General features: G+C 62.1%; 29 protein-coding genes and 1 tRNA gene. 19 read left to right on the top strand and 11 right to left on the bottom strand.

All coding sequences use genetic code 11. The features are described 5' to 3' along the window. Positions 1–38: 38 nt before the first annotated feature. The 4 genes from QWL29_RS12645 to QWL29_RS12630 form a co-directional block, all read right to left on the bottom strand. Positions 39–114: transfer RNA gene (locus QWL29_RS12645), tRNA-Lys, on the bottom strand. Between the two features lie 54 nt (positions 115–168). Next, the gene (tfpB, locus tag QWL29_RS12640; protein ID WP_305823244.1) at positions 169–1,992 is read right to left on the bottom strand and encodes a type IV pilus assembly ATPase TfpB; all 1,824 of its coding nucleotides are present in this window, start codon (positions 1,990–1,992) and stop codon (positions 169–171) included. 23 nt (positions 1,993–2,015) lie between these two features. Beyond that, positions 2,016–2,798, bottom strand: a complete 783-nt coding sequence (locus tag QWL29_RS12635; protein ID WP_305823243.1) for a fused MFS/spermidine synthase — start codon at positions 2,796–2,798, stop codon at positions 2,016–2,018. Between the two features lie 141 nt (positions 2,799–2,939). Then, entirely contained in the window at positions 2,940–3,455 is a 516-nt protein-coding gene (locus tag QWL29_RS12630; protein WP_305823242.1) for a glycine zipper 2TM domain-containing protein, read from the bottom strand. Positions 3,456–3,835: 380 nt separating this feature from the next. Between QWL29_RS12630 and QWL29_RS12625 the strand changes: the two genes are divergently transcribed. The 6 genes from QWL29_RS12625 (at position 3,836) to pepA (ending at position 10,095) form a co-directional block, all read left to right on the top strand. Continuing rightward, positions 3,836–4,276, top strand: coding sequence for a barstar family protein (locus QWL29_RS12625; RefSeq protein WP_305823241.1), 441 nt, complete (start codon positions 3,836–3,838; stop codon positions 4,274–4,276). Positions 4,277–4,359: 83 nt separating this feature from the next. Then, complete coding sequence (purN, locus tag QWL29_RS12620) at positions 4,360–4,971, top strand: phosphoribosylglycinamide formyltransferase (RefSeq protein ID WP_305823303.1); 612 nt, start codon at positions 4,360–4,362, stop codon at positions 4,969–4,971. Positions 4,972–5,001: 30 nt separating this feature from the next. Next, positions 5,002–6,303: an RsmB/NOP family class I SAM-dependent RNA methyltransferase gene (locus tag QWL29_RS12615; RefSeq protein ID WP_305823240.1), complete on the top strand. Its 1,302-nt coding sequence runs from the start codon at positions 5,002–5,004 to the stop codon at positions 6,301–6,303. A 17-nt stretch (positions 6,304–6,320) separates the two neighbouring features. Continuing rightward, positions 6,321–7,601, top strand: coding sequence for a mechanosensitive ion channel family protein (locus tag QWL29_RS12610; RefSeq protein WP_305823302.1), 1,281 nt, complete (start codon positions 6,321–6,323; stop codon positions 7,599–7,601). Between the two features lie 226 nt (positions 7,602–7,827). Then, the gene (locus QWL29_RS12605; protein WP_441295507.1) at positions 7,828–8,997 is read left to right on the top strand and encodes a DesA family fatty acid desaturase; all 1,170 of its coding nucleotides are present in this window, start codon (positions 7,828–7,830) and stop codon (positions 8,995–8,997) included. A 228-nt stretch (positions 8,998–9,225) separates the two neighbouring features. Then, positions 9,226–10,095 (top strand): flocculation-associated PEP-CTERM protein PepA, encoded by an 870-nt coding sequence (gene pepA / locus QWL29_RS12600; RefSeq protein WP_305823238.1) that lies wholly within the window; start codon positions 9,226–9,228, stop codon positions 10,093–10,095. A 137-nt stretch (positions 10,096–10,232) separates the two neighbouring features. Here the strand turns inward: pepA and rpmG are convergent, their stop codons facing one another. Further along, a complete protein-coding gene (rpmG, locus tag QWL29_RS12595; protein ID WP_182991897.1) occupies positions 10,233–10,403 on the bottom strand; it encodes a 50S ribosomal protein L33 in 171 nt (56 codons plus the stop codon). Positions 10,404–10,413: 10 nt separating this feature from the next. Further along, on the bottom strand, positions 10,414–10,650 hold the full coding sequence (gene rpmB / locus QWL29_RS12590; RefSeq protein WP_005665737.1) for a 50S ribosomal protein L28: 237 nt from the start codon (positions 10,648–10,650) through the stop codon (positions 10,414–10,416). Between the two features lie 291 nt (positions 10,651–10,941). Here rpmB and QWL29_RS12585 point away from each other — a divergent pair, with 291 nt between their 5' ends. Beyond that, positions 10,942–11,385 (top strand): hypothetical protein, encoded by a 444-nt coding sequence (locus tag QWL29_RS12585; protein WP_305823237.1) that lies wholly within the window; start codon positions 10,942–10,944, stop codon positions 11,383–11,385. A gap of 24 nt (positions 11,386–11,409) precedes the next feature. On the opposite strand, the gene radC is transcribed toward QWL29_RS12585, so the two are convergent. The 3 genes from radC to QWL29_RS12570 form a co-directional block, all read right to left on the bottom strand. Further along, entirely contained in the window at positions 11,410–12,081 is a 672-nt protein-coding gene (gene radC / locus QWL29_RS12580; RefSeq protein WP_305823236.1) for a RadC family protein, read from the bottom strand. A gap of 147 nt (positions 12,082–12,228) precedes the next feature. Next, positions 12,229–12,696, bottom strand: a complete 468-nt coding sequence (locus tag QWL29_RS12575; protein ID WP_305823235.1) for an RDD family protein — start codon at positions 12,694–12,696, stop codon at positions 12,229–12,231. A 107-nt stretch (positions 12,697–12,803) separates the two neighbouring features. After that, complete coding sequence (locus QWL29_RS12570) at positions 12,804–13,292, bottom strand: RDD family protein (RefSeq protein ID WP_305823234.1); 489 nt, start codon at positions 13,290–13,292, stop codon at positions 12,804–12,806. 259 nt (positions 13,293–13,551) lie between these two features. Between QWL29_RS12570 and QWL29_RS12565 the strand changes: the two genes are divergently transcribed. The 6 genes from QWL29_RS12565 to QWL29_RS12540 all read left to right on the top strand — a co-directional run bounded on the left by QWL29_RS12565 (position 13,552) and on the right by QWL29_RS12540 (position 18,831). After that, a complete protein-coding gene (locus QWL29_RS12565; RefSeq protein ID WP_305823233.1) occupies positions 13,552–14,007 on the top strand; it encodes an FKBP-type peptidyl-prolyl cis-trans isomerase in 456 nt (151 codons plus the stop codon). 10 nt (positions 14,008–14,017) lie between these two features. Next, entirely contained in the window at positions 14,018–14,965 is a 948-nt protein-coding gene (gene ispH / locus QWL29_RS12560) for a 4-hydroxy-3-methylbut-2-enyl diphosphate reductase (RefSeq protein WP_305823232.1), read from the top strand. A gap of 222 nt (positions 14,966–15,187) precedes the next feature. Further along, entirely contained in the window at positions 15,188–16,123 is a 936-nt protein-coding gene (locus QWL29_RS12555; protein ID WP_305823231.1) for a branched-chain amino acid ABC transporter permease, read from the top strand. 10 nt (positions 16,124–16,133) lie between these two features. Continuing rightward, positions 16,134–17,345, top strand: a complete 1,212-nt coding sequence (locus tag QWL29_RS12550; RefSeq protein WP_305823230.1) for an ABC transporter permease subunit — start codon at positions 16,134–16,136, stop codon at positions 17,343–17,345. Next, on the top strand, positions 17,342–18,109 hold the full coding sequence (locus QWL29_RS12545) for an ABC transporter ATP-binding protein (protein WP_305823229.1): 768 nt from the start codon (positions 17,342–17,344) through the stop codon (positions 18,107–18,109). The genes QWL29_RS12550 and QWL29_RS12545 overlap by 4 nt, the downstream gene beginning before the upstream one ends. Further along, complete coding sequence (locus QWL29_RS12540) at positions 18,109–18,831, top strand: ABC transporter ATP-binding protein (RefSeq protein ID WP_305823228.1); 723 nt, start codon at positions 18,109–18,111, stop codon at positions 18,829–18,831. The genes QWL29_RS12545 and QWL29_RS12540 overlap by 1 nt, the downstream gene beginning before the upstream one ends. A 393-nt stretch (positions 18,832–19,224) precedes the next feature. Here the strand turns inward: QWL29_RS12540 and phaP are convergent, their stop codons facing one another. Further along, positions 19,225–19,809, bottom strand: a complete 585-nt coding sequence (gene phaP / locus QWL29_RS12535; RefSeq protein ID WP_305823227.1) for a TIGR01841 family phasin — start codon at positions 19,807–19,809, stop codon at positions 19,225–19,227. A 349-nt stretch (positions 19,810–20,158) separates the two neighbouring features. On the opposite strand from phaP, the gene QWL29_RS12530 reads away from it, so the two are divergent. From QWL29_RS12530 to pbpG, 3 genes are all read left to right on the top strand, one after another. Further along, on the top strand, positions 20,159–21,073 hold the full coding sequence (locus QWL29_RS12530) for a DMT family transporter (RefSeq protein ID WP_305823226.1): 915 nt from the start codon (positions 20,159–20,161) through the stop codon (positions 21,071–21,073). Next, positions 21,070–21,789 (top strand): nitroreductase, encoded by a 720-nt coding sequence (locus tag QWL29_RS12525; RefSeq protein WP_305823225.1) that lies wholly within the window; start codon positions 21,070–21,072, stop codon positions 21,787–21,789. The genes QWL29_RS12530 and QWL29_RS12525 overlap by 4 nt, the downstream gene beginning before the upstream one ends. A 204-nt stretch (positions 21,790–21,993) precedes the next feature. Continuing rightward, entirely contained in the window at positions 21,994–23,187 is a 1,194-nt protein-coding gene (gene pbpG / locus QWL29_RS12520; RefSeq protein WP_305823224.1) for a D-alanyl-D-alanine endopeptidase, read from the top strand. Between the two features lie 29 nt (positions 23,188–23,216). Here pbpG and QWL29_RS12515 read toward each other — a convergent pair whose 3' ends face one another. Further along, on the bottom strand, positions 23,217–24,002 hold the full coding sequence (locus QWL29_RS12515) for an IclR family transcriptional regulator (RefSeq protein ID WP_305823223.1): 786 nt from the start codon (positions 24,000–24,002) through the stop codon (positions 23,217–23,219). 123 nt (positions 24,003–24,125) lie between these two features. Here QWL29_RS12515 and QWL29_RS12510 point away from each other — a divergent pair, with 123 nt between their 5' ends. The 3 genes from QWL29_RS12510 (at position 24,126) to QWL29_RS12500 (ending at position 26,307) form a co-directional block, all read left to right on the top strand. Then, complete coding sequence (locus QWL29_RS12510; protein WP_305823222.1) at positions 24,126–24,512, top strand: diacylglycerol kinase; 387 nt, start codon at positions 24,126–24,128, stop codon at positions 24,510–24,512. A 101-nt stretch (positions 24,513–24,613) separates the two neighbouring features. After that, a complete protein-coding gene (locus QWL29_RS12505) occupies positions 24,614–25,252 on the top strand; it encodes a peroxiredoxin (RefSeq protein ID WP_305823221.1) in 639 nt (212 codons plus the stop codon). A gap of 281 nt (positions 25,253–25,533) precedes the next feature. Next, a complete protein-coding gene (locus tag QWL29_RS12500; protein WP_305823220.1) occupies positions 25,534–26,307 on the top strand; it encodes a sulfite exporter TauE/SafE family protein in 774 nt (257 codons plus the stop codon).

Here is a 26,307-nt window from a genome sequence, read left to right as displayed (position 1 = left end):
GATCACTCATGACGCCTTCAATGCTGCTGCTAAATTCGTGGTAGGCCGTGCGGGATTCGAACCTGCGACCAACGGATTAAAAGTCCGCTGCTCTACCAGCTGAGCTAACGACCCGAAAGAGGCAGTATTATAGCCGGCGATTCGGATTTGCGCCAGAGGTAAGTTGCGTCACCCGCCAGACAGGGCCGACGTCACCTTCAGCACTTCCTCCGCCGTGGTCACACCCTCCATGATCTTCATCGCCCCGGCAATGCGCAGCGGCTTCATGCCGTCGGCCACACTCTGCTGGCGCAAGGCCGCCAGATCCGCCGATGCGCCGATCCGCTGCGTGAATGCTTCCGTTACCGTCAGCAATTCGTACAGGCCAGTCCGCCCGCGATACCCCGTCTGCCGGCATTCCGGGCAGCCTATAGGCCGATAGACCGTTTCCGGCTTCGGCAAGTTCCACGTGCCGCCGATACTTTGCCAGACGTCGTCGCTCAGCTCGCCATCTGGCGCCTTGCACGCCGAACAGAGCGTGCGCACCAGGCGCTGCGCCATCACGCCGATCATGGTCGCTTCCAGCAGATAATCCGGCACGCCCAGTTCCAGCAAGCGCATGATGGCCGAGGGCGCGTCGTTGGTATGCAGGGTCGACAGCACCAGGTGCCCGGTCAGCGCGGCCTGGATCGCCATCTCGGCGGTGGCCAGGTCGCGGATCTCGCCAACCATGATGATGTCGGGATCTTGCCGCATCAGCGCGCGCACGCCGTCGGCAAACGACAGATCGATGCCCGGCTGCACCTGCATCTGGTTGAACGAAGCCTCGACCATTTCGATGGGGTCTTCCACCGTGCACACGTTCACCTCGTTGGTCGCCAGCGCTTTCAGGGTCGTGTACAGCGTGGTGGTCTTGCCTGAGCCGGTCGGACCGGTCACGAGAATGATGCCGTGCGGACGATTGGTCAGCGCATCCCAGCGCTGGGCATCGGCGGGCGGAAAACCGAGTTCGGGCAAGGTTTTGACCACCACTTCCGGATCGAAAATCCGCATTACCAGTTTTTCGCCAAACGCGGTCGGCATGGTCGACAGGCGCAGCTCGACTTCCTGGCCGGCATGGGTGCGGGTCTTGATGCGGCCATCCTGCGGGCGGCGCTTTTCGATCACATCCATGCGGCCCAGCAGCTTGATGCGCGCGGTCATGGCCAGCATCACGGCAGCCGGCACCTGGTATACCTGGTGCAGCACCCCATCGATGCGGAAACGGACCGCGGCGAATTCGCGTTTCGGTTCCAGGTGAATATCGGAAGCACGCTGCTCGAAGGCATAGCCCCACAGCCAGTCGACGATGTTGACGATGTGCTGGTCGTTGGCATCGAACTGTTTATTTGCCTTGCCCAGTTCGACCAGTTGCTCGAAATTGTTGCGCAGTGCGACATCCTGGGCATTCGTCTTGCTCGCGTCCCGGATCGACTTGGCCAGGCTGAAGAACTGGGAAATGTACTGGGCAATATCCAGGGGATTGGCCAGTACCAGTTCGATGCGCCGGCGCGAAATCCTGGCGATCTCGTTTTCCCATTCGATGGCAAACGGATCGGCCGTGGCCACGGTCAGGGTCGTGGCGCTCATGTCGACCGGCAAGATATTGAAGCGCGCCGCGTAGCTGGCCGACATCACGTCCGCCACGCGGGTGAAATCGATTTTCAGGGGGTCGATGCGAATGAAGGGCAGGCCGACCTTGGCCGCGCACCATTCGCTGAGAATGTCGAGGGTAAGCAGGCGGTGCGGTGGCTGGTGCGACAGCAGCTTGCATTGCGCGACGGCGGTCAGCGGATGCATCGAGCCGGCCGCGTTTTTCAGTATGCCCTGGGCCTGGGCGAAATGGGCCTTGACCTTGTCTTTTTCGACGATGCCATCGGCCAGCAGCCAGGAAAAGATCGCCTGCAGGTCCAGGCGCCGCGGCCGCTGGGACGGGCGGGGGAGGGAAGCGGTTGGCGGTGCGTTGGCGTTCATCGATCCCTCTATGGATTGCGCTGTCAGCGCGATGCTTCGATACCCTTGACCCATGATTTGGCCGGCAGCTTGGTGGCGGCCACGATCTGCGCCGCGCGCACAGCCAGTGCCGCGCTGTCGAGTTGCGGCGCCGTCTTGAAGCACAGCGCCACCACATTGCCATCGTGGACTTCGGGCAGGCAGATCACCTGGTCGAAAGCGAATTTCATCGCCTTCAGGTTCTTGTTATAGCTTGGATGGTCGCCGAACAGATTCACCGTCATGATGCCGCCCGGCGCCAGGCAATCGTTGCAGGCGCGGTAGAACTCGGGCGTGTCGAGTACCGGGCCCTTGGCGGTGGCGTCGTACAGATCGCATTGCAGCACGTCGAAGGCGCCGTGGTTTTCCGGGTCTTCGACGAAATCCAGCGCATCCATTTCCAGCACGTTGAAACGCTCGTCCTCGGGCGGCAATTTGAACATGGTGTGACAAATGGCGATGACCGATGGATTGAGTTCGACAGCGGTGACCTGCGCTTGCGGGAACTGGCGATAGCAGGCTTTGGTCAGCGTGGCGGCGCCCAGGCCCAGTTGGGCGATGCGGCGCGGCGTTTCGATGAACAGCATCCAGGCCATCATTTGCTGGGCGTATTCGAGTTCCGGCCAATCGGGCTTGCGGATGCGCATGGCGCCCTGCACCCATTCGGTGCCGAAGTGGAGATAGCGTACGCCGTCCTGTTCGGACAGCGTCACGGGCGCGAATTTCGGTTTGCGCGCGGGGCGGCGCGAGGATTCGGCGAGTTCGATGGATTTACGTTTGATGAGCATAGGACGACCTGTTGAATCGGCCTATTATCGGGGGAGGGGTTCCCGCTGCGCAAGCGCAACGGGATTGAAGAGGCGGCGCGGAGAAGGAGGGGGCGTCCTCCGAGCCGTAACAACTAGACTACACCAGGCAAGTGGGCCTGATTAATACTGCTGGTCCGGCTCCACCGACACGCGCAGGCGGATACGGTTGCCCGGGTCGCGGCTCATGAAGGCGGTGTGGTTCTGGCCGCGGTATTCGTAGGTCACGTCGTAGCCAGTGGTGCGCGATTCGAAGGAATCGACGTTGCGGCACTGGCGCACGGCCTGTTCCTGCACGCCCTGGTCATAGTTACGGCCGTTGTTTTCCACACGGTCGCCGACCATGGCGCCGGCAATCGCACCGGCTGCGGCGGCCGCGACTTTACCGTTGCCGCTGCCGACCTGGCTGCCCAGCAGGGCGCCGGCAATGCCGCCGACCACTGAGCCGCCGGCGCCGCGCTGCTGCTGTACCGGCACCTGCACGTATTCGGTGCGGCATTCCTGGCGCGGCTGGCGGATCTGTTCGACGCGCGGTTGTACCCGCACCACGCGGCCGAAATCCTCGAAGTCGGCAGCCTGGGCGAGCGGCAGCGCGCACAGGCCCAGGGCGGAAATCATCAGTTTGCTTGTCATGTTCATGCTGAACCTCGTTCGTCCGGTGCTGTTGGTAAGAGCGGATTTTTTTTCATCCACGGATGTATGTTAATCCCGCTGGCCGCGTAAAACCAATCTACGTGGCAACAAAATGTAACAGCCAGCGGCAGCGCAACCGTGGCGAGCCAGAATGACAAAACACGCCAAATTACGCGGATTCCGACCGTCATGCACCAGTTTTATGCAATTTTCTGCTGCAAAGTCACATTCGGGTTGCTTCGCTAGGTACAAAACGTTACCCTTACACAAATTAGGGTTTATTGGCGCGTGGAAACGATTTAGGAGAGCAGCGTTGCCGCCCGGGCGTGCATGGTGAGCAGTCCCCGGCGATTCGAACCACTACACCAGGTCGACTTGAGGGAAAAATGAGTTTGTTGATGAGAGTGCCGTCCAATCTTGTGCAGTCCATTCGGGCCTATCGGGTGCCGGAACTGCAGGAAGAGGCGGCGCGCATGGGCCACCATTTCCTGTATGCGCATTGCGCCAACGCGTTGACCAAGCAGCAAGTGTGCGCCCGCATCGGCGAACAATTTTACTTCCCTAAACCCTCCAGCAAGAATTTCGACGCTTTACGTACCACGCTGACCGAGACGATCCACGGCGCGGGTCCCCAGCCCGGCTTCCTCGTCGTGCTGGAGCAATTGCCCAATACGCAAAAGTTCGACAAGGAAGCACGCGAGACCCTGCTCGACGTGTTCCGCGACGCGGCCGAATTCTGGGCCGAGAAGCGGGTTCCCTTCCGCGTTTTCTATTCCTTCGAAATCGACGCGGCCGGCCTCGAATCCGGCCCCTCATCCAGCCTGTAGCCAGCCTCTAGTCAGCCGGTCAAGGCGGATTTCGGCTTTTCCATACCACAGTTGCGCCACGCGCATACGGTACAATGCGCGCTATGAAAAACATCGTCATCCTCATCTCTGGCCGCGGAAGCAACATGGAAGCGGTCGTGCGGACGGCCCGGTCGGAAGGCTGGCCGGCGCGGGTGGCGGCAGTGATCAGCAACCGGGCCGACGCAGGCGGTCTCGCGTTTGCCCAGGCCCACGGTATCCCGACTGCCGTGGTGCCCAGCAAGAATTATCCGGACCGCGCCAGCTTCGACGCCGCCCTGCAGCATGAAATCGACCGCTTTGCCCCCGACCTGGTGGTGCTGGCCGGCTTCATGCGCATCCTGACCGCGCCTTTCGTGGCCCATTACGAAGGGCGCATGCTGAACATCCATCCTTCGCTGTTGCCGGCCCATCCCGGGCTCGACACGCACCGCAAGTGTCTGGAAGCCGGCGAGCGCGAGCATGGCGCGACGGTGCATTTCGTCACCGCCGAGCTCGATCACGGTCCGGTGGTGGCCCAGGCGCGCGTACCCGTGCTGCCCGGCGACACCGAAGCCAGCCTGGCAGCGCGCGTGCTGCTGGAAGAACACAAGCTGTACCCCTACGCCGTTCGCCTGTTCATCGAGGACAGGCTGAGCATCGAACAAGGCGACGTGCGCATCGCACAGCCCGCCTGATTTTTATACGTATCTGATTCAAGGAATTCCATGAGATTGCCACCAGCAATTCTCGGCAACACCGAAGAGGTGCTGCGCGAGATCTTGCGCTTTACGGCCCCGGCCGACGTTACCCTGTCGCGTTACTTCAAGGACCATCAGCGTCTCGGCCCGCGCGAACGCGGCGTGGTTGCCGAAGCGGTGTACGCCGTACTGCGCAATAAAACCTTCTTTACCGAGTTCGGCGGCACCGGCGGCACGCCGTCGATGCGCCGCCTGGCCCTGCTGGGCCTGTCGGAAACCGTCGGCATCGACGCTCTCGGCGGCCTGCACGAAGACGAAACCGCCTTCCTGACCCGCATCAAGGAAATCGACCGTAGCCTGCTGCCGCCGCTGGCGCGCGCCAACATGCCGAAGTGGCTGTTCGACAAGCTGGTCGCCCAGTATGGCGAAGCCGATGCCCAGGAACTGGCCGCCGTGCTGAACACCCCGGCCCCGCTCGACCTGCGCGTGAACGCCATCAAGGCCAATCGCGACGAGGTGATTGCCAAGCTGGCCGAAGCGCCGATCGTGGCCGAGCCGACGCCGTATTCGCCGCTGGGCCTGCGCGTCCAGAAAAAGCCGAACCTGCAAAGCCTGCCGCTGTTCAAGGATGGCGCGATCGAGGTGCAGGATGAGGGCAGCCAGGTGCTGGCCCAGATCCTGGCCGCGCGCCGGGGCGAGATGGTGGTCGACTTCTGCGCCGGCGCCGGCGGCAAGACCCTGGCCCTGGGCGCGACCATGCGCAACACCGGCCGCCTGTACGCGTTTGACGTGTCGGAAAAGCGCCTGTCGAAGCTGAAGCCGCGCCTGGCGCGCAGCGGCCTGTCGAACGTGCACCCGGTGCTGATCGCGCACGAGCGCGATGCCAAGATCAAGCGCCTGGCCGGCAAGATCGACCGCGTGCTGGTGGACGCCCCGTGCTCGGGCCTGGGTACGCTGCGCCGCAACCCGGACGTGAAATGGCGCCAGCCGGAGGGCGCCGTGGCCGAGATGCAGGAAAAGCAGGCGGCGATCCTGGACGGCGCCGCGCGCCTGCTGAAGGGCGGCGGCCGCCTGGTGTACGCCACCTGCTCGCTGCTGAACGAAGAGAACGACTTCATCGTCGAGCAATTCCTGGCCTCGCATCCGGACTTCGAGCTGGTGCCGATGAACAAGGTCTTGGCCGAGCAAAAGATCGACCTCGAGATGGGCGATTACCTGAAGCTGTTGCCGCACAAGCATCAAACCGATGGTTTCTTCGCTGCCGTGCTGGAGCGCAAGCCGATGGCTGCGAAAGCGCCGAAGGCCGAATCAGAAGCTGAAGCGGAGTAAGCCCCACCGTGCGCAACATGCCGCTGACCGACCTGCTGCAGGACCTGCTCGAGGACATCAGTAACCCGCGCATCCTGTGGCAGGCGCTGGCGATTGTTGCCGCGGTGCTGGTCGGCCTGCTGCTGGCGCGCCTGATCCGGCGCAACTGGCTGCACGAGGACGACAACGCCGGGGCCATCCGCCGTATCGGCGTGGAAGGCTTCGGCCGCGTACTGGCGCCGCTCCTGATTACCGGCGGCGTGTGGCTGGCCAAGGGCATCCTGTCCCAGTACCAGAACGTGCACCTGCTGGCCGTGGCCTTGCCGCTGTTTGCGTCGATGGCCCTGATCCGCATGGTGTTCTACCTGCTGCGGCGCGTGTTTGCGCGGCGTGGCCCGCTCGGCACCGCGCTGCAGACCTTCGAGAAGGTGCTGGCGCTGGTGGTCTGGGTCGGCGTTGCGCTGTATCTCACAGGGCAATGGCCCGACATCCTGCATTTCCTCGAATACCGGCAAATCCCGCTTGGCAAGAACCATGCGTCCTTGCTGGCGATCCTACAGGCAGTCGCCTCCGTCGTCGTCCTGATGATGCTGGCGCTGTGGGCCGGCGCCACGCTGGAGGAGCGCCTGATGCGCCTCGATGGCATGCACAGCTCGCTGCGCGTGGTGCTGGCGCGCATGGGGCGGGCGATATTGATCCTGGTATCGGTGCTGGTCAGCCTGGGCCTGGTCGGGCTCGACCTGACGGTGTTGTCGGTCTTCGGCGGTGCGCTCGGTGTCGGCCTTGGTCTCGGCATGCAACGTATTGCCAGTAACTATGTGTCCGGCTTCATCATCCTGTTCGAGCGCAGTTTGTCGATCGGCGATCCGATCGCCGTCGACAAGTATGCGGGCCGGGTAGCGCGCATCAATACCCGCTACACCGTGCTGCAGGCGCTTGACGGTACGCAGACCCTGCTGCCGAACGAGATGCTGATCACCGGGGTCGTAACAAACCAGTCGGGAACGAATAAGGCGGTGCGCCTGAACACCAGGATCACGGTGGCCTACGACAGCGACCTGAACGAGGTGATGGCGCTGCTGGCGCGCCAGGCCGACGAGGTCGAGCGCGTGGTGGCCGAGCCGGCGCCTTCGGTACAGCTGAACGCCTTCGGACCGCATGGCTATGAGCTCGAACTGGGCTTTTCGATCGTCGATCCGGAGAAGGGCAGCGGCGGCGTGATCTCGGCCGTGAACCGGAACATCTATGCGCTGGTACATGCCGGCGCCATCCGTCTCGGACTGCCACCGCAGAATCCGCCTGCACCGCAATCAACCTAGTGCATATTCATTAACGAGATGGCGCACGTTTCGCACAGAAGCGCATTTATGTGCGCCGTTCGTGCCGTGCGTCATGAGAAGTGCGTAGAATGCGGGGTTGTTTGGCCGGCGCGTGCGCGCTGCCTCGCGCGACTGCCTCACAGAAAGATCGGCGCGCAGTACAGTCTGACCTTAACTTGGAGCAGTAATGACCTTTAGCAATATCCTGCATTCGGTGCTGGAATTCATGACGACCGGCCTCGTCGGCCTGAGCGCCTGGGAAGTCGTGATCTACACGCTGGTGGTGACCCATATCACCATCGCCGGCGTCACCATCTACCTGCACCGTCACCAGGCGCACCGCGCGCTGGAACTGCATGCGATTCCGAGCCACTTCTTCCGCTTCTGGCTGTGGCTGACCACGGGCCAGGTGACCAAGGAATGGGCTGCCATCCACCGCAAGCACCACGCCAAGTGCGATACCGAGGAAGATCCGCACAGCCCGCAAACCCGCGGCATCAAGAAAGTGCTGCTGGAAGGCGCCGAGCTGTATCGCGTCGAGAGCAAGAACAAGGAAACGATGGAGAAGTACGGTCACGGCACGCCGGACGACTGGATGGAGCGCAATGTGTACACCCGCTACAGCTGGGCCGGCGTCTCGGCTCTGCTGGTGATTAATTTCATCCTGTTCGGCGTGATCGGCATCAGCATCTGGGCCATCCAGATGCTGTGGATCCCGATTACCGCGGCCGGCATCATCAATGGCCTGGGCCACTGGTGGGGTTACCGCAACTACGATTGCAACGATGCGGCCACCAACATCTTCCCGTGGGGCATCCTGATCGGCGGCGAAGAGCTGCACAACAACCACCACACCTATGCCACCTCGGCCAAGCTGTCGAGCAAGTGGTACGAAATCGACCTTGGCTGGGCCTATATCCGCGCCATGGAAATGGTTGGACTGGCAAAAGTGAAGAAAGTTGCGCCAAAGCCGAGGCTGGCCAAGGACAAAGCGGTAGCCGACCTGGAAACCCTGCAGTCGGTGATCACCAACCGCTACGACGTGATGGCCAAGTATGCCAAGTCGGTCAAGCACGCCTTCCACGAGGAATTCGAGCACCTGAAGCACAAGGCCGAACTCGAAGCGCGCTTCCTGAAATCCTCGCGCAAGCTGTTGCAACGCGAGCCGGGCAAGCTGGAACTGTCGCAAAAAGCCCAACTGATCGAACTGTTCAAGCACAGCAAGGCACTGGAGACCATGCACCAGATGCGCGTGGAACTCGGCGCCATCTGGGAGCGTTCGCACTCGACCCGCGACCAGCTGCTGCAGCAATTGCAGGACTGGTGCGCCCGTGCCGAAGCCTCGGGCATTAAGTCGCTGCAGGAGTTCTCGTTGCGTCTGCGCAGCTACGCATAAGCGCGCTTCACGTTGAGAAAGCGGCTCCTTCGGGAGCCGTTTTTTTATTAGCAGGCAGGTAAGTCATGCGAGCTGCATGGGTACTGTCGAGTTTTCTTACACCACCTGATGTCAATACATCCGAGATTCCTTTAAGTAACTGATTCCAATGATAAATAATTTTTAGGCACAGGAATTGCTTATAGTTTCGTATCCGCAAAATCGTTTTCCACTAATAAAGAGCTAATGATGAAACTCCTGAGCAAGCTGACCTGTGTTGCCGCCCTGGCCTTTTCGTTCGCCAACGCCAACGCTGCCGCAAACAGCGCAGTCATGAATGATTGGGTCTTCAATCCTAATGGCGGCGGCTTTGCCAAGGGCCAGACCATCAATGAATACCTGGACGTCAACGGCAACGCCTTCATCCAGCTGACCCCGACCGGTACGAATTCCTTCTCGTTCGTCGAACACGCCGTCTTCAACCTGATGCAGGCCGACAGCAATGGCTCTTCGTTTGCGTCAAACTATGCCGGCGGCAACATCAGCGCGGTCTTTCAGGCTACCGGCACCGGCACCTTCAATGGCGCCTTCACGTTCACGGGCGGCACCATTACCATGTACCAGAATCCGGTCAAGCAATACGCCTCGACCGTGGGCATCTATGGCGCCGACCAGGGTACGGCGATCGCCAAGTTCAACGTGCTCGCCGGCGGCGGCGGCCTGGTGGATGCAAGCGGCAAGCCGACCTCGAATGGCCAGGTCAGCGTGCTGGCGTCGGCCGAAGTCGGCGCATTGAAAGAAGGTTATTTCTTCAACAGCAAAGGGAAGGATCTGTCGACGGAATCCATCCTGTCGTTTGCCTTTACCAACGCCAACAACATCGGCAAGCCGACCCAGACCCTGGTCAATGAGCTGGTGTGCGAGTTCTCCGGCTTCAAAGGCAATGGCTGCAAGAAGAACACGACCTACGCGAACAAGTCGGGCCAATACTTCCTGTTCTCAAACAATGGCCAGTTCAAGCTGGCAACCGAAGTGCCGGAGCCGGGTTCGCTGGCCCTGTTCGGCATCGCCATGCTGGGCGCCGGCGTCGCGGCACGCAAGCGTGCCAACAAGGCATAAACGCTGCGCAAGCGGTCAACAGAAGAGCGGGCATTGCCCGCTTTTTTTTCGTCCCTGCCCGTTGTAGCGGCTGGAACAGGCAATAAAAAAGCCGCCCATTTGCGTGGACGGCTTTTCGTGTACTGAAACAGGACCAATTACTTGATCTTGGTTTCCTTGTACGGAACGTGCTTGCGTGCTTTCGGGTCGAATTTGATGATTTCCATCTTCGCCGGCATCGTGCGCTTGTTCTTGGTGGTGGTGTAGAAGTGACCGGTACCTGCGGTCGATTCCAGCTTGATTTTGTCGCGGCCAGTTTTTGCCATGATAGCTCCCTAATTAGACTTTTTCGCCACGAGCGCGCATGTCGGCCAGAACGGCGTCGATGCCCAGCTTGTCGATAACGCGCAGGCCGGCGTTCGACAAACGCAGCGAGACCCAACGGTTTTCGGATTCGACGTAGATGCGACGGTTCTGCAGGTTAGGCAGGAAACGGCGTTTCGTTTTGTTGTTTGCGTGGGAGACGTTGTTGCCAACCATAACTCCCTTGCCAGTAACTTGGCAGACACGTGCCATAGCGCACTCCTTAAGAATAAACTTCCGAATTCGGAAAAACGAGAGTATAGCGTGAAAACCATCGCGGAATCAATCACTTGCGAAAAACAATGGTGTCTTGCGGTCCGACTTAAATTTAACAATTGTGAAAACAGGGCTAGCGCCTTGTTTTCACGCGGTTAACTGAACAGTTAACAGACAATTGCCAGCATCGCCTGTTGTCAACGACAAGCAACACGGCTTGTATTTCCAAAACGCAAAATGTTAAAGTAATGCCACTTTTAAATTCCTTTTTGATAAAGAAAGCGGCATATGCGCATCCTTCCAAGTCTGTTCCTGGGTCTGGCACTCATCACTTCCCAAGCTGCCATGGCTAATCCTGTAACTAACCAACTTGGTGAATGCCTCAAAAGCAACACTAACGGCAAGGACCGTACCGACCTGGCGCGCTGGATCTTCATTTCGATGTCGGCCCATCCGGAAATGAGCAAGCTGACCACGATCACCCCGGCCATCCGCACCGAGGCCGACAGGGGCATGGCCCAACTGGTGACCCGCCTGCTGATCGACAATTGTGCCGAACAATCGCGCGCGGTCATGCAGGCCGAAGGCGGCCAGGGCATGCTGTCGGCCTTCCGCTCGCTGGGCGAAGTGGCGATGATGGAACTGATGTCCAACGCCGAGGTGTCCGCCACGATCAGTGGCTACACGAAGTTCCTCGATCAGGGGAAGTTCGAAGCCCTGCTGCGTAAGTAAGCCGGTCTGAGCCGCGCCGCGCCGTTACAGCTGCCCGTGTTCGGCAAACGAATGGACCTGGGTGCCTGCCACTACGAAATGGTCGAGCACGCGCACGTCGATCAGGGCCAGCGCCTGGCTCAGGGCATGGGTCAGGCTGAGGTCGGCCTCGCTGGGTGCGCATTCGCCGGACGGGTGGTTATGGGCCAGCATCACGCCGGCGGCATTCCGGCGTAGCGCCGCCTTGACCACTTCGCGTGGATACACGCTGGTATGCGTCAGTGTGCCGCGAAACATTTCCTGTGCATCGATGAGGCGGTTCTTGACGTCGACAAACAGCACCACGAACGATTCGTAGGCCTGCAATCCGAACTTGCCGCGCAGATAGTTCTTCACCACATCGGGCGAGCACAGGGCCTGGCGGAAGAATTGTTCGGCGATGGCCCGGCGCGACAGTTCCATTACCGCCTGCAATTGCGCGTACTTGGCCATGCCCAGGCCATTTACTTCTGAAAATTCCTGCGGCGTGGCGTGCAGCAGGCGCTGCAGCGAGCCGAAGTGTTCCAGCATGTGCTGGCCAAGTTCCACCGCGTTACGTCCACGCACGCCCACGCGCAGGAAGATCGCCAGCAGTTCCGCATTCGACAATGCCACCGCGCCTTCGCGCGCCAGCCGTTCGCGCGGCCGGTCCTGTTCCGGCCAGTCGTTGATACCCATGTTGCTCCTTGGATCATGAAGGAAGGGGAGGCGGCCGGCGCCCGGCGCTGCAGCGCACGGCACGGAACGGCTCGCCGCCAAGGATTATGGGCAGCATGGAAAAGGCGGTGCTGATCTGGCGCTGATGTGTGCGGGGCGCAGCGCGCGTCAGGACTGGCGTGTAAACGACACCGGCTGCGTTATTTGCTTGCGCCGGATCACGACCGTACCCGCCAGCTTGTCGTGCCATCCTTGCTTTTTCGGATCGAGGGCCACCCACAGCAGGCCCAGCCCAAGCGGGATCGTCGACACGTAATAGCCGAAGTAGCGGCCGATCGACTGGCCGGGCGTCGGTTTCAGCCCGGTTTTCGCATCGACCACCTGGGTCGAGAGCAGCATCTTGCCCGGCGTGGCGCCGCGTGCGATCCAGAAGGCGATCACCGCGATCGCCGGTAGTACATAGGAAATGAGAAAGTCGGCCGGTCCCTGGATCAGGCGGTCGCTCATCCAGTAGTCGCTGCCGTACACGGCCATCAGCAAGGGAATGGCGATGAACATCACCAGGATGGAATCGATCACGGCGGCGGCAACGCGAATCCAGAAGCCGGCGTATTCATATTGCGTTTCATCAAGCACCAGCTGGCTCCATGGAAAGCGGCCGGGTGGCCGTGCGGAGCAACGGTAGCATCATGATCGGCAAGACGCAATACAACGCATAGCGCCCTGCCGATGTCGCTGCGCCCTCAGCTGGCTGGTTCATTCAGCGGCTTGTCGAAACGGACTTGTTCCGACATGCCGGCCTTGCGCCTTACCACTACGGTATCGGCAAGTTTGTCGTGCCAGCTTTGCTTACGGGCGTCGAACACAATCCAGAGGTAGCCAAGAAAACAGGGCAGCGTGGATAGTCCATAACCGAGATAACGGATGAGAAATTGTTTCGTGGTGGGCTTGCCGCCTGTTCTTGCGTCGACGATGACGGCAGCAATGGCCATCTTGCCCGGTGTCGCCGATTTCTTGATCCAGAACGTCATGATCAACGCCGGCGGAAGCGCATACAGGACCAGCACGCCGGCAAGGCCGGGGCTGGCTTCCGGATTGGCGATGTCGCCAATGTCGAAGAAAATCAACAGGATCACGAACAACAAAATGTAAATGAGTAAACTGTCCAGAAACAAGGCGCCAAAGCGCTGCCAAAATCCCGCATATACCAGATCCGATTCATTCGATGCCATGACGCTTCCTCCATAATAAAATTGCCTCTTAGAAATGGATTCGACGATAGCAGCGACAGCACCTTGGCATCCCTATTCGAGCGCATGAAAATTTGAATGTTTGTGCGTCATCATGTCGATGCGCAGGAGCGGCACGCAGGATCAAAACGACGTCATGCACCGGTCTTGCTGCCGAAAAAAGCAGCGCCCGGCGGCGGGAAGGGCGGCAGTGCCTTACAATAGCGCCTTGTCCGTCATCGTGTCCGTCACTTCCAAGAACATGTCCAACGCTTCCCCGGCCGTCGTTACCGAATCGGCTTACCTGACCCTGCACTACCGTCTTTCCAGCGCCGATGGCACCGACATCGTCACCACCTTCGGCACCAATCCCGCGACCCTGATGCTGGGCCAGAACCAGCTGGCGCCCTTCCTCGAAGAACGCCTGCTCGGCATGGCGGAAGGCGAGCACAAGACCTTCACCCTCAGCGCCGCGGATGGGTTCGGCGAGCGCAACCCGGAACTGATCCAGTGGGTCTCGAAAGCCACGCTAGACGAAAACTCGGTGCCCGACGCCGACTACAAGGCGGGCGACCTGGTCGACTTCGCCGCGCCCGGCGGCGGCCGCTTTGCCGGCATGCTGCGCGAGATGGGCGAGGATGCCGCGCTGTTCGACTTCAACCACCCGCTGGCTGGCCAGTCCCTGCAATTCGAAGTGAAACTGCTGTCGGTCCTGTAAAAGGAAAGTTATGGAAAACGAGATTCTGCTTGCCCAGCCGCGCGGCTTTTGCGCCGGCGTCGACCGTGCCATCGAGATCGTCGAACGCGCCCTGGCGCAGTTCGGCGCGCCCATCTATGTGCGCCACGAAATCGTCCACAACGCCTATGTGGTGGCCGATTTGCGCAACAAGGGCGCGATCTTCATCGAGGAGCTCGATGACGTCCCGGCCGGCAACACCCTGGTGTTCTCGGCCCATGGCGTGTCGAAAGCCGTGCGCGCCGAAGCCGAGGTGCGCGGCCTGAAGATTTTCGATGCCACCTGCCCACTGGTGACCAAGGTGCACGTGGAAGTGTCGAAAATGCGCAAGCAGGGCGCCGAGATCATCATGATCGGCCACGACGGCCATCCGGAAGTCGAAGGCACCATGGGCCAGGCGGAAGAGGGCATGCACCTGGTCGAGACCGTCGAGGACGTGGACAAGCTGCAGGTGGCCAATCCCGAGTCGCTGGCGTACGTGTCGCAAACCACGCTGTCGGTCGACGACACCCTGGAAATCATCGCCGCCCTGAAGCGCCGCTTCCCGAACATCATCGAGCCGAAGAAGGGCGACATCTGCTACGCCACCACCAACCGCCAGGAAGCGGTGAAGTTCATGGCGCCGCAGGTAGAAGTGGTGGTCGTGGTCGGCAGCCCGAACAGCTCGAACTCGAACCGCCTGCGCGAAGTGGCCGAGAAGATGGGCACGCCGGCCTACATGGTCGACGACGCCACCAAGATCGAGCCATCCTGGATCGAAGGCAAGAAGCGCATCGGCGTCACGGCCGGCGCCTCGGCGCCCGAGGTGCTGGTGCAGGCCGTCATCGACCGCCTGAAGGCGCTGGGCGCGGCCAGCGTGCGCGCGCTGGAAGGCGTGGAAGAGAACGTCACCTTCCCGCTGCCGAAGGGCCTGGACGGCGTGCGCGCCGAGGTGGCATAAGCTTTCTTTCGATAACAAACGCAGCACGACAATTTTCCGTTGTTGGTTTTTCAAAAAGCTGGCTATGATGGCGACGCTCGGAATTTTTGTCGTGGCAACTGTTTGACCCTGCTGGCATAAAGATTGCAGTGTCTTTGCCAGTGAAACGACGTCAAGCCATGGAGCGGCACTTCGGGATTCCGAAGTGCCGTTTTTGTTATCCAAGAAAGAGACAGCGAAACGATGGAGACTTTTGTCCAGCAGATACTCAACGGACTGGTGCTAGGCAGCATGTACGCACTGGTCGCGCTCGGGTACACGATGGTCTACGGGGTACTGAACCTGATTAACTTCGCCCACGGCGACGTGTTGATGATCGGCGCCATGGTCGGCCTGTCGATCCTGCATGCCCTGGAAAGTTATTTCCCTGGCTTGCCCGGCTACTTGCAGCTGGCCATCGCCATCCTCGGCGCGATCCCGGTGGCGATCCTGGTCAACGTGCTGATCGAGCGCGTAGCTTACCGCCGCCTGCGCAATGCACCGCGCCTGGCGCCGCTGATCACCGCCATCGGCGTCTCGATCCTGCTCCAGACCTTCGTGATGGCCATGCCGTTCTGGGGCCGCAACCCGCTGCCTTTCCCGCAAGTGCTGCCGTCGGAACCGATCATGATCGGCGGCGCCATGATTTCGCAGACCCAGGTGCTGCTGCTGGCGCTGGCGGCCATTGCCATGTTTGCACTCGTGCTGCTGATCGAGCGCACCAAGATGGGGCGTGCAATGCGCGCCGTGGCGGAAAACCCGCGCGTGGCCGGGCTGATGGGCGTGGACTCGAACCGCGTGATCGTCGCCACCTTCGCCATCGGCGCGGCACTGGCCGCCGTGGCCGGCGTGATGTGGGGCGCGAACTACGCCACGATTTCCTTCACCATGGGCGTGCTGCCGGGCCTGAAGGCCTTCTGCGCCGCCGTGCTGGGCGGCATCGGCAACATCTACGGCGCCATGATCGGCGGCCTGCTGCTCGGCATCATCGAAGCGCTGGGCGCCGGCTACATCGGCGACCTCACCGGCGGCTTGCTGGGCAGCCATTACCAGGACATCTTCGCCTTCGTGGTGCTGATCCTGGTGCTCACCGTGCGTCCGTCCGGGATCATGGGCGAGCGCGTTGCCGACCGCGCTTAAGGAGCCGACCATGTCCCTGATCACGTTCGACCTCCAGCACCAGCCGCACAAGGCGCGCATCAACATGGCCCTACTGCTGGCCCTGATGATCGCCTTCCCCTTCTTTGCCTCGCAGTACGGCAATTCCTGGGTCCGCATCATCGACCTGGCGCTGCTCTACATCATGCTGGCCCTGGGCCTGAACATCGTGGTCGGCTTTGCCGGCCTGCTCGACCTCGGCTACATCGCCTTCTTTGCCGTCGGCGCCTATCTCACCGGGCTGTTCGCCTCGCCGCAGTTCGCGGCCCTGCTCGAATCGCTGGTCTATAACTACCCGGTACTGGGCGAATGGCTGGTGACACTGTTCGGCGAAGAGATCCGGCAGAACGGCATCCATTTGTCGGTGTGGGCGATCGTGCCGCTGGCGGCCCTGGTGGCGGCTTTCTTCGGCGCACTGCTCGGCGCGCCGACGCTGAAATTGCGCGGCGACTATCTCGCCATCGTGACGCTCGGCTTCGGCGAGATCATCCGTATCTTCATGAATAACCTGATCGACCCGATCAATTTCACCAACGGCCCGCAGGGCATCAACATGGTCGATCCGATCCGTATCTTCGGCGTGTCGCTGGCGGGGGAGGCCGGTTCGCAATCGACGGTGTTCATCGGCGGTTACGGCATGCCTTCGGTGAACGCCTACTATTTCCTGTTCCTCGGCTTGTGCATCGCCACCATCTTCATCACCAGCCGCCTGCAGCATTCGCGCCTGGGGCGGGCCTGGGTGGCGATCCGCGAAGACGAGATCGCGGCCAAGGCAATGGGCATCAATACCCGCAACGTGAAGTTGCTGGCGTTCTCGATGGGCGCCTCGTTCGGCGGCGTGGCCGGCGCCATGTTCGCCGCCTTCCAGGGCTTTGTGTCGCCGGAATCGTTCTCGCTGACCGAGTCGATCGCCGTGCTGGCGATGGTGGTGCTGGGCGGTATCGGCCACATCCCGGGCGTGGTGCTGGGCGGCGTGCTGCTGGCGGCCTTGCCGGAAATCCTGCGCCACGTGGTGGAACCGGCGCAGATTGCCCTGTTCGGCGAAAAGCTGGTCGAGGCCGAGGTATTGCGCCAGGCGTTGTACGGCCTGGCCCTGGTGCTGATCATGCTGGTCCGCCCGGCCGGCCTGTGGCCCTCGCCGAACAAGGAAGAACGCCCGAACGCTGCCCTGGCGCGCGACGAAGAACAAGAGGCCAAGGCATGAGCGAGATCCTGCTGAATATCTCCGGCGTGAACAAGCGCTTCGGCGGCCTGCAGGCGTTGACCGACGTGGCGATCCGCATCGAACGCGGCCAGATCGTCGGCCTGATCGGCCCGAACGGCGCCGGCAAGACCACCTTCTTCAACGTCATCACCGGGCTGTACCAGCCGGACAGCGGCACCTTCGAGCTGGGCGGCAAGCCCTACTCGCCATCGGCGCCGCATGCGGTGGCCAGGGCGGGGATCGCGCGCACCTTCCAGAACATCCGCCTGTTCGGCGAAATGAGCGCGCTGGAAAACGTAATGGTGGGGCGCCACGTGCGGACAAAACAGGGCGTGTTCGGCGCCATCTTCCGCCACAAGGCGGCGCGCGCGGAAGAAGCGGCGATCCGGGCCCGGGCCCAGGAACTGCTCGATTTCGTCGGCATCGGCCGCTTTGCGCATCGCACGGCGAGGTTCCTGTCGTACGGGGACCAGCGCCGCCTGGAAATCGCGCGCGCCCTGGCCACCGATCCGCAACTGCTCGCGCTGGACGAACCGGCGGCCGGCATGAACGCCACCGAAAAGCTGGCCCTGCGCGAGCTGCTGGTGAAGATCAAGAACGAAGGCAAGACCGTGCTCCTGATCGAGCACGACGTGAAACTGATGATGGGCCTGTGCGACCGGATTACCGTGCTCGAGTATGGCAAGCGCATCGCCGAAGGCTTGCCGGCCGAGATCCAGAAGAATCCGGCGGTGATCGCGGCCTACCTGGGAGGGGCGCACTGATGAGCGGCAGCATCCTGAAAATCGAGGGCCTGCAGGTGGCCTATGGCGGCATCAAGGCGGTCAAGGGCGTCGACCTGGAAGTAGGCAAGGGCGAACTGGTGACCCTGATTGGCGCGAACGGCGCCGGCAAGACCACGACCCTCAAAGCCATCACCGGCACGCTGCCGACGGCCAAGGTCGAGGGTCGGATTTCCTACCTCGGTGAGCCATTGAGCGGCAGCCAGTCCTTCCGCCTGGTGCAGCGCAAGCTGGCCATGGTACCGGAAGGGCGCGGCGTGTTCACGCGCATGACGATCCACGAGAACTTGCTGATGGGCGCGTATACGCGCAACGACAAGGCGGGGATCGAGGCGGATATCGAGAAGTGGTACACGGTGTTTCCGCGCCTGAAGGAGCGCTCGGCACAGCTGGCCGGGACCTTGTCGGGCGGCGAGCAGCAGATGCTGGCCATGGCGCGCGCGCTGATGTGCCACCCGACCCTGCTGCTGCTGGACGAGCCCTCGATGGGGCTGGCGCCGATCATGGTCGAGAAGATCTTCGAGGTGATCCGCGACGTGTCTCGGCAGGGGATCACGATGTTGCTGGTCGAGCAGAACGCCAAGCTGGCGCTGCAGGCGGCGCACCGGGGGTATGTGATGGAGTCGGGATCGATCACGATGACGGGGAATGCGCAGGACATGCTGCACGACCCGCGCGTGCAGGCGGCGTATCTGGGCGAATAATTTCGACCCGCGGCTGATGGACATGGGGTGCGGGGGGATATGGCCTGCGGCTGGTGATGATGCACTGCGGCCGATGATGATGGCCTGCGGCTTGGACCGTACGGTGGGCACGCTGTGCCCACGCGGAATGTGGCGTCGTGTTGGCTGCGTTCAAACCCGAAAGGCTGCGTGTCGCAAATGCGTCCCGGGGCATGCCGCGAACGCTGGTTTTGGGTCGCATGCGTTAACGCCGCGTTTCGACGCCAACGAGGGGCACGCATTCGCGTGGGCACAGGTGCCCACCGTACGGGACACGCCAACAACCTTGGCCACGGTACGGTAGATCGACGGTAAACAAGAACGGGGCCGGTCGACATCGTCGAACCGGCCCCGCTTTTTACTGCGGCCTGATGCTTACGCTGCGGCAGCGGCTGCGGTGTTGGCAGCGGCGGCTGGCGCCTTGGCGGCCACGTTCGAGTACTGCGAGATGGCGGCGTTCATGTTGCTTTCGATCGCTTCCACGGCTTGCTTGGTGGTCTTGCTGAACTGCTCGTAGCCGGCGTTGGCGTTGCTGATCGCGGTCTTGACGGCGGCGACGAAGGTTTCCGAACCGGCAGGGGCGTTCTTGCTCACTTCGTCGACCAGGGCGATGACCTTGCGGTTGGCTTCGACGATCTGGCCTTCGGCGGCTTTCGAGAACTCGGCGCCGGTGCCGCTGGCGATCGAGGCCAGCTGGCGGCTGTAGGTCAGGGCCTTTTCGGCGCTCGGCTGGGCCTGGGCGGCGGACAGCTGGAAGAATTCCTGCGGGTCCTTGGCCGACAGCAGCTGGCGGGCGGCGCTCGAGCTGTCCGACAGGGTGGCGCGTGCCGTGTTGATGTTCAGTTCAACCAGCTTCTCCATGCTTTCGAAGGTTTTCGAAGTCAGCGACGACAGCAGGGCGAATTGCGATTCGAGGTTTGCTTTGGTGGCATTCGAGAACTGCTCTGGGATTGCAAACATGGGGTTCTCCAAACAAGACGTTATAGGATTGAATGCTGCTTAAGAATGCTGCTAGGAATGCTACTGGACCGGTGACGCAGAAAGCTGGCCGGTGCATCTGAATGATTGTGCACCGCAACAGAGCGAAGTTTTCCTCACTTTGGCGATCAGGTCAAGCGTTTTTGGTGCGACGCACCATCATGGTCGGGTTTGTTGTGTCCTTGCATCGAATGAAATACTTCTCAACAAGAAAAGGTATGGCTCTGCCATCCCTTTCCATGCGTGCTGCATTTTTGCCGTCATGCAAACATGCACAGGCACTCATGCTAGACTTGCCATTCATGCCATCCAGCCATTTGCGGCGCTTCCCATGCACGAGACTACCGCCAATCCGGGCGCTCCGCCCCAAGCCCAGCGCTGGCTGGCGCCGTTGCCGCTGTTTTTCGTGGTCTTGTGGAGCACCGGTTTCATCGTCGCCAAATACGGCTTGCCGTTCGCGCCGCCGCTCACTTTCCTGATCCTGCGCTGCCTGGGCGTATTGCTGGTGCTGGTGCCCATCGTACTGATCTGGCGCGCGCCCTGGCCCACGGGGCGCATCGCGCACGTGGCCGTGGCCGGGCTGCTGCTGCAGGCGGGCTACCTGGGCGGCGTCTGGAGCGCGATCAAGATCGGCATGCCGGCCGGGTTGTCGGCCCTGATCGTCGGCATGCAGCCCATCCTCACCGCCGTGGCCGCGCCGCTGATCGGCGAACGGGTGCGTCCGCGCCAGTGGCTGGGCCTGGCGCTGGGCCTGGCCGGCGTGGCCCTGGTCGTATATGCCAAGCTGGACATGGCCCATCTGTCGGCCCTGCCGATCGTGTATTGTGTGCTGGCCTTGCTGTCGATCACGGCCGGCACCATGTACCAGAAGCGGTTTTGTCCGCAGTTCGATCTGCGCACCGGCACCGTGATCCAGTTCGGCGCCACGGTGGCGGCCCTGCTGCCGCTGGCGCTGCTGCTCGAAGACTTCGACCTGGCCCTGTCGACGGTCAGCTGGACCGCGCAGTTCGTCGGCGCCTTGCTGTGGTCGGTATTCGCGCTGTCGATCGGCGCCATCTTCCTGCTATTTCGCCTGATCAGCCGCAGCGCCGCCACCGAAGTCACGAGCCTGCTCTACCTGACCCCGCCCACCACCGCCATCATGGCCTGGCTGCTGTTCGGCGAGGCCCTCGGCCCACTTGGGCTGGCAGGCATGGCGGTGGCGGTGGCCGGCGTCGCATTCGTCGTCAAGAAGGAGAAACCATGATGTCCCAGCCCAAGCAAGCAGAAGTAAAAAAAGCGGCGCAGGAAGCCGTCGATGCCGCCATCACCTCGCGCCGTTCGATCCGCGCCTTCCTCGACAAGCCGGTCGCGCGCGAGGACCTGGAACGGATCCTGGAAGTGGCGGCGCGCGCGCCCTCCGGCACGAATACCCAGCCCTGGAAGGTGTATGTGCTGACCGGCCAGGCGCGCCAGGACTTGTCCGACGCCATCCTGGCCGTGCACACGGACCCGGAACAATCGCGCCAGCATACCGAGGAATACGCCTATTACCCGCGCGAGTGGGTGTCTCCCTTTATCGACCGCCGGCGCAAGGTCGGCTGGGACCTGTACAGCCTGCTCGGCCTGACGCGCGAGAACAAGGCCGGCATGGCGGCCCAGCATGCGCGCAACTTTGCTTTCTTCGACGCCCCGGTCGGCCTGATCTTCACCATCGACCGCGTGATGGAGCAGGGCTCCTGGCTCGACTATGGCATGTTCTTGCAGAACATCATGGTTGCGGCGCGCGGACGCGGGCTCGACACCTGCCCGCAGGCCGCGTTCACCCAGTACCACCGCATCATTGCCGAGCAGCTGCAATTGCCCGCCAACGAAACCGTGGTCTGCGGCATGGCGCTGGGCTGGGCCGACCCTGGCAAGATTGAAAACTCGCTGGTCACCGAACGCGAGCCGCTGGCCGGCTTCGTGCATTTCCTGGAATGACACATTTCGTGTAAATACTTGAATCAAAAGGCGCTTTTGTTACGTGTGCGTGCGCCGTTTTGCGTTGAAGTGCGGCAAAATGGTCACGAAAACGTGAATTCTGCTTGTGCCGCGGGCTGGGCAGGCTACACTTGAGTCGTACCTCAGCAATACGCAGCGTACTGCTGGGGGCAGTCCGGTCAGCGGTTGAAAGGTAAAGTCGAAATGATCAAGCTTGCATTGGCGATGCTCGTATCGCTGTTCCTGATGGTGGAGCCGGTCTCCGCGGCGGGAGCGGGCGCAGGAGCGCAGGCCGGGTCGCAAGCCGGGTCGAAAGCCAGGCAGGCCAAGCAAAAGCGCCAGGCTGCCAAGAAACCGGCAAAGAAAAAGGCGGTGGCCAGGTCCCAGCGCGCGCGCAAGGATGTGGCGGTGGCCGAGAACAAGCGCGGGCGCCTGGTGCGCCGCGTCGAGGTGGTCAACGGCAAGCGCCGTGTGACTTACCAGGGCGTACGCAAGGCGGCCCCGGCCGTGGCTGCGCTGCGCACCGCCGGCGATATCGCCGGCCTGCACAAGACCGACGATCCGCTGTCGCTGCGCTCGAACGTCGCCTTCGTGCTCGACCAGAACAGTTCCGAGGTGCTGTTCGAAAAGAACGCCAACGTGGCGCTGCCGATCGCCTCGATCACCAAGCTGATGACCGGCCTGGTCGTGGTCGAAGCCGGCCAGAGCCTGGACGAAACCCTGACCGTCACCACCGCCGACGTCGACCGCCTGAAGTACAGCAGCTCGCGCCTGCCGGTCGGCGCACGCATGACCCGCAACAACCTGCTGCACATCGCCCTGATGAGTTCCGAGAACCGCGCCGCCGCCGCGCTGGGGCGTAACTACCCGGGCGGCACCCAGGCCTTTGTCGCCGCGATGAATGCCAAGGCAAAAGAGCTGGGCATGAACGATACGCGCTACGTCGATTCCAGCGGCCTGTCGAGCCAGAACGTGTCGAGCGCGCGCGACCTGGCCAAGCTGGTGGCCTTTGCCCACCAGAAGCCGCTGCTGCGCCAGTATTCGACCGACCCGAACTGGGTGGTGGAAGCGAGCGGCCGGCCGATGCGCTACTCGAACACGAATTACCTGGTGGCGCTGCCGGACTGGAACATCGGCCTGCAAAAGACCGGCTTCATCAACGAAGCGGGGCGCTGCCTGGTGATGCAGGCCATGATCCAGGGCCGCAACGTGATCATGGTGTTCCTGGATTCGAAGGGCAAGATGTCGCGTACCGCCGACGCCGGCCGCATGCGCCGCTGGCTGGAAGCGCTGACGCCGGACAGCATCGTGCCGCCCGTGCATGCCGCCGCGCCGGCAGCCGGTAATCCGACCTCGTTCTCGACGGTGTCGGCGGCGACGGTGCTGCAGAAGCGTTAAGAAATTTTTATCGGAGCTCTGTGCAAAGCTCAGGCTGCTGATGCGGGGCGGAAGCCGAGTGTGGACGAAATCTGCCCGGCGGTCTGCACCAGGTCGTCGAGCCAGTCTTCCTGCAGGCGGTCGGCCGGGGCCGAGATCGACAAGCCCGCCACCAGCTTGCCGCCGTCGTCGTAGATGCCGGCGGCCATGCAGCGCACGCCCAGTTCCAGCTCCTCGTTGTCGCGCGCATAGCCGCGCGCGCGCACCAGGCCCAGCTCGCGTTCGAGCTTGCTGAGATCCGTGATCGAATTCTTGTTGTGGCCGGCCAGCCCGGTGCGGGTGGCATAGGCGCGGATGGCTTTCGCTTCGTCCACCGACAGGAAAAGTTTCCCGGTGGAGGTCAGGTGCAGCGGACCGCGTCCGCCGATGGCGCGCACCACCTGCATGCCCGAGCGCTCGGAAAACGCGCGGTCGATGTAGACGATCTCGTCGCCCTGGCGCACCGACAAATTCACGGTCTGCTGGGTTTTCTTGTGCAGGGCGCGCATGAAGTCGAGCGCCGCCTCGCGTACCGAGAGCCGGCTCTTCACCACATTGCCCAGTTCCAGCAGGCGCATGCCAAGGCGGTAGGTGCCGGGCTCGACGCGGTCGACGAAGCGTGTGACCACCATGTCGTTCAGGATGCGGTGCGCGGTCGACGGATGCAGGCCCGAAACCCGGGACAATTCCTTCAAACTGACGGGGTCCGGATAGGTGGCCAGGGCGTCGAGCAGCGCGACCATGCGTTCAATCACCTGGATCGAAGTCTTGGCCGGTTCAAGGGTGTCGATTTTCATGATGTGGTTGGTGCAGTGCAGTATCGCTTTACTTTATACCATAATGCGAAAAACGGCGACCGATTCGCTAGTGCCCGGCGTCTAATGCATAATGACAGTTCTGCATGTCATGACGGAAATAAAATGGAAGAGCCAGTCAGCGAGTTCAAGAGCAAAAGCGGATTCCGGCGCATCATCAACGCCTCCAATTATTCGATCCAGGGCCTGGTCACGGCCTGGCGCAGCGAGCACGCCTTCCGCCAGGAATTGCTGGTGTTCGTGCTGGGCGTGGTCTTCGCCTTCGTGCTGCCGGTGTCGAGCTTCCAGAAGCTGGTGCTGATCGGCGTACTGCTGCTGGTGCTGATCGTCGAACTCATCAACTCGGCCTTCGAGGCGGTGGTCGACCGCATTTCCCTCGAGCGCCATCCTTTGTCGAAGAACGCCAAGGACTTCGGCAGCGCGGCCGTCGGCCTGACGGTTGTATTGGCGGCGATCACCTGGGCGACGATTCTTTATAACCGGTTTGGGTGATAACTCGACAAGCTTATATAAAATGCTCCACAATAGGCACGATGTCTTTCGGCGGCGTCATGGTGGCGCCGCCTCAACACTGTCCTGACACGGAGATGAACATGAGCTTACGCCTCGGCGACACCGCACCTGACTTTGAACAAGATTCCAGCATCGGCCGCATCCGCTTCCACGAATGGGCAGGCGACTCCTGGGTGGTGCTGTTCTCGCACCCTGCCGACTTCACCCCGGTCTGCACCACCGAACTCGGCCTGACCGCCAAGCTGAAGCCGGAATTCGACAAGCGCAACGTCAAGGCGATCGCGCTGTCGGTCGACGCTGCCGAACAGCACAAGAGCTGGATCAAGGACATCGAGGAAACCCAGCAGACCGTGGTCGGCTTCCCGATCATCGCCGATGCCGACAAGTCGGTCTCCACGCTGTACGACATGATCCACCCGGAACAATCGGCGACGGCTACCGTGCGCTCGCTGTTCGTCATCGATCCGAAGAAAAAAGTGCGCCTGACCATCACCTACCCGATGAGCACCGGCCGCAACTTCGACGAAGTCCTGCGCGTGATCGACGCCCTGCAGCTGACCGACGGCTATACGGTCGCCACGCCGGGCAACTGGAAGGATGGCGACGACGTGATCATTCCGCTGACGGTGCAGGATCCGGCCGTGCTGGCTGAAAAATATCCGAAAGGCTTCACGTCGCCGAAGCCGTATCTGCGTTTGACGCCGCAGCCGAACAAGTAAGTTCGCCGGCATCCTCGGCCGTTGAACGGTCGAAACCCGTAGGGTGGGCACTCGTGCCCACGCGGTACCACGGCAATATGTCGAAACCCATCCCGGTAGGGTCGCGTACGTTGGCGTCCTGGTTGCGCCGCGTGGTATCAAACGATGAGACCGCGTGGGCTCAAGAGCCCACCCTACAAAATCCCCACCCCAAACACAGCCTCCGCATAAGCAAATAAGGAAGCTGTCGTTTGTCCCACGGCTGACCCCGCTTACTCTTGGGTTCACCTTAGGGACCATGCATGTTAATCACCTATATCACCGCCGGCTTCGCGGTTGGCCTGCTGGTGGGCATGACGGGCGTTGGCGGCGGTTCGCTGATGACGCCGCTGCTCACGCTGCTGTTCGGCGTCTCGCCCACCGTTGCCGTGGGCACCGACCTGGCCTTTGCCTCGATCACGAAGGGCGCCGGCACCATCACCCACCGCTTCAACAACACTGTCGACTGGACCATCGTGCGCCGCCTGTGCCTGGGTGCGTTGCCGGCGGCCCTGGTGTCGACGCTGGCGCTGCGCCATTTCGGCGCGCTCGACGCCCATATCGGCCAGGTGATTCGCTACTCGATTGCCGGTTCGGTGATGCTGACCGTGGTCGCATTGCTGTTCCGGCGCCGCATGATCGCCTGGATGAGCGCCCATCCCGAACGCCAGCTGCAGGGCAAGGCACTGACAACGGCCACTGTGGTCTCCGGCGCCATCCTCGGCGTGCTGGTGACGGTGTCCTCGATCGGCGCCGGCGCCATCGGCGCGACCCTGCTGGTGCTGCTGTATCCGAAGCTGACCCCGGCCGAGGTGGCCGGCACCGACATCGCCTACGCCGTGCCGCTGACGGCGATTGCCGCGCTTGGTCACTGGTGGCTGGGTTCGATCGACTGGATGTTGCTGCTGACCCTGCTAATCGGCTCGCTGCCGGGCATCACCCTGGGTTCGATGCTGGCGCGCAAGGTGCCGGAACGCTTCCTGCGCGCGCTGCTGGCGGTCACGCTGACCGGTGTCGCCGCCAAGCTGGTTTTCTGA

The sequence above is a fragment of the Massilia brevitalea genome (assembly GCF_030711405.1).
In the GTDB taxonomy this organism is placed as follows: Bacteria; Pseudomonadota; Gammaproteobacteria; order Burkholderiales; family Burkholderiaceae_D; genus Telluria; species Telluria brevitalea.
The sequence above is the reverse complement of the archived record's forward strand: the minus strand, read 5'-3'. Positions and strand labels throughout refer to the sequence as shown.

Bases quoted from the DNA above. Each gene is read 5' to 3' on its own strand.
- tfpB (WP_305823244.1), bottom strand. From the start codon at position 1,992: ATGAACGCCAACGCACCGCCAACCGCTTCCCTCCCCCGCCCGTCCCAG.
- QWL29_RS12635 (WP_305823243.1), bottom strand. From the start codon at position 2,798: ATGCTCATCAAACGTAAATCCATCGAACTCGCCGAATCCTCGCGCCGC.
- QWL29_RS12630 (WP_305823242.1), bottom strand. From the start codon at position 3,455: ATGAACATGACAAGCAAACTGATGATTTCCGCCCTGGGCCTGTGCGCG.
- QWL29_RS12625 (WP_305823241.1), top strand. From the start codon at position 3,836: ATGAGTTTGTTGATGAGAGTGCCGTCCAATCTTGTGCAGTCCATTCGG.
- purN (WP_305823303.1), top strand. From the start codon at position 4,360: ATGAAAAACATCGTCATCCTCATCTCTGGCCGCGGAAGCAACATGGAA.
- QWL29_RS12615 (WP_305823240.1), top strand. From the start codon at position 5,002: ATGAGATTGCCACCAGCAATTCTCGGCAACACCGAAGAGGTGCTGCGC.
- QWL29_RS12610 (WP_305823302.1), top strand. From the start codon at position 6,321: ATGCCGCTGACCGACCTGCTGCAGGACCTGCTCGAGGACATCAGTAAC.
- QWL29_RS12605 (WP_441295507.1), top strand. From the start codon at position 7,828: ATGACGACCGGCCTCGTCGGCCTGAGCGCCTGGGAAGTCGTGATCTAC.
- pepA (WP_305823238.1), top strand. From the start codon at position 9,226: ATGAAACTCCTGAGCAAGCTGACCTGTGTTGCCGCCCTGGCCTTTTCG.
- rpmB (WP_005665737.1), bottom strand. From the start codon at position 10,650: ATGGCACGTGTCTGCCAAGTTACTGGCAAGGGAGTTATGGTTGGCAAC.
- QWL29_RS12585 (WP_305823237.1), top strand. From the start codon at position 10,942: ATGCGCATCCTTCCAAGTCTGTTCCTGGGTCTGGCACTCATCACTTCC.
- radC (WP_305823236.1), bottom strand. From the start codon at position 12,081: ATGGGTATCAACGACTGGCCGGAACAGGACCGGCCGCGCGAACGGCTG.
- QWL29_RS12570 (WP_305823234.1), bottom strand. From the start codon at position 13,292: ATGGCATCGAATGAATCGGATCTGGTATATGCGGGATTTTGGCAGCGC.
- QWL29_RS12565 (WP_305823233.1), top strand. From the start codon at position 13,552: ATGTCCAACGCTTCCCCGGCCGTCGTTACCGAATCGGCTTACCTGACC.
- ispH (WP_305823232.1), top strand. From the start codon at position 14,018: ATGGAAAACGAGATTCTGCTTGCCCAGCCGCGCGGCTTTTGCGCCGGC.
- QWL29_RS12555 (WP_305823231.1), top strand. From the start codon at position 15,188: ATGGAGACTTTTGTCCAGCAGATACTCAACGGACTGGTGCTAGGCAGC.
- QWL29_RS12550 (WP_305823230.1), top strand. From the start codon at position 16,134: ATGTCCCTGATCACGTTCGACCTCCAGCACCAGCCGCACAAGGCGCGC.
- QWL29_RS12545 (WP_305823229.1), top strand. From the start codon at position 17,342: ATGAGCGAGATCCTGCTGAATATCTCCGGCGTGAACAAGCGCTTCGGC.
- QWL29_RS12540 (WP_305823228.1), top strand. From the start codon at position 18,109: ATGAGCGGCAGCATCCTGAAAATCGAGGGCCTGCAGGTGGCCTATGGC.
- phaP (WP_305823227.1), bottom strand. From the start codon at position 19,809: ATGTTTGCAATCCCAGAGCAGTTCTCGAATGCCACCAAAGCAAACCTC.
- QWL29_RS12530 (WP_305823226.1), top strand. From the start codon at position 20,159: ATGCACGAGACTACCGCCAATCCGGGCGCTCCGCCCCAAGCCCAGCGC.
- QWL29_RS12525 (WP_305823225.1), top strand. From the start codon at position 21,070: ATGATGTCCCAGCCCAAGCAAGCAGAAGTAAAAAAAGCGGCGCAGGAA.
- pbpG (WP_305823224.1), top strand. From the start codon at position 21,994: ATGATCAAGCTTGCATTGGCGATGCTCGTATCGCTGTTCCTGATGGTG.
- QWL29_RS12515 (WP_305823223.1), bottom strand. From the start codon at position 24,002: ATGAAAATCGACACCCTTGAACCGGCCAAGACTTCGATCCAGGTGATT.
- QWL29_RS12510 (WP_305823222.1), top strand. From the start codon at position 24,126: ATGGAAGAGCCAGTCAGCGAGTTCAAGAGCAAAAGCGGATTCCGGCGC.
- QWL29_RS12505 (WP_305823221.1), top strand. From the start codon at position 24,614: ATGAGCTTACGCCTCGGCGACACCGCACCTGACTTTGAACAAGATTCC.
- QWL29_RS12500 (WP_305823220.1), top strand. From the start codon at position 25,534: ATGTTAATCACCTATATCACCGCCGGCTTCGCGGTTGGCCTGCTGGTG.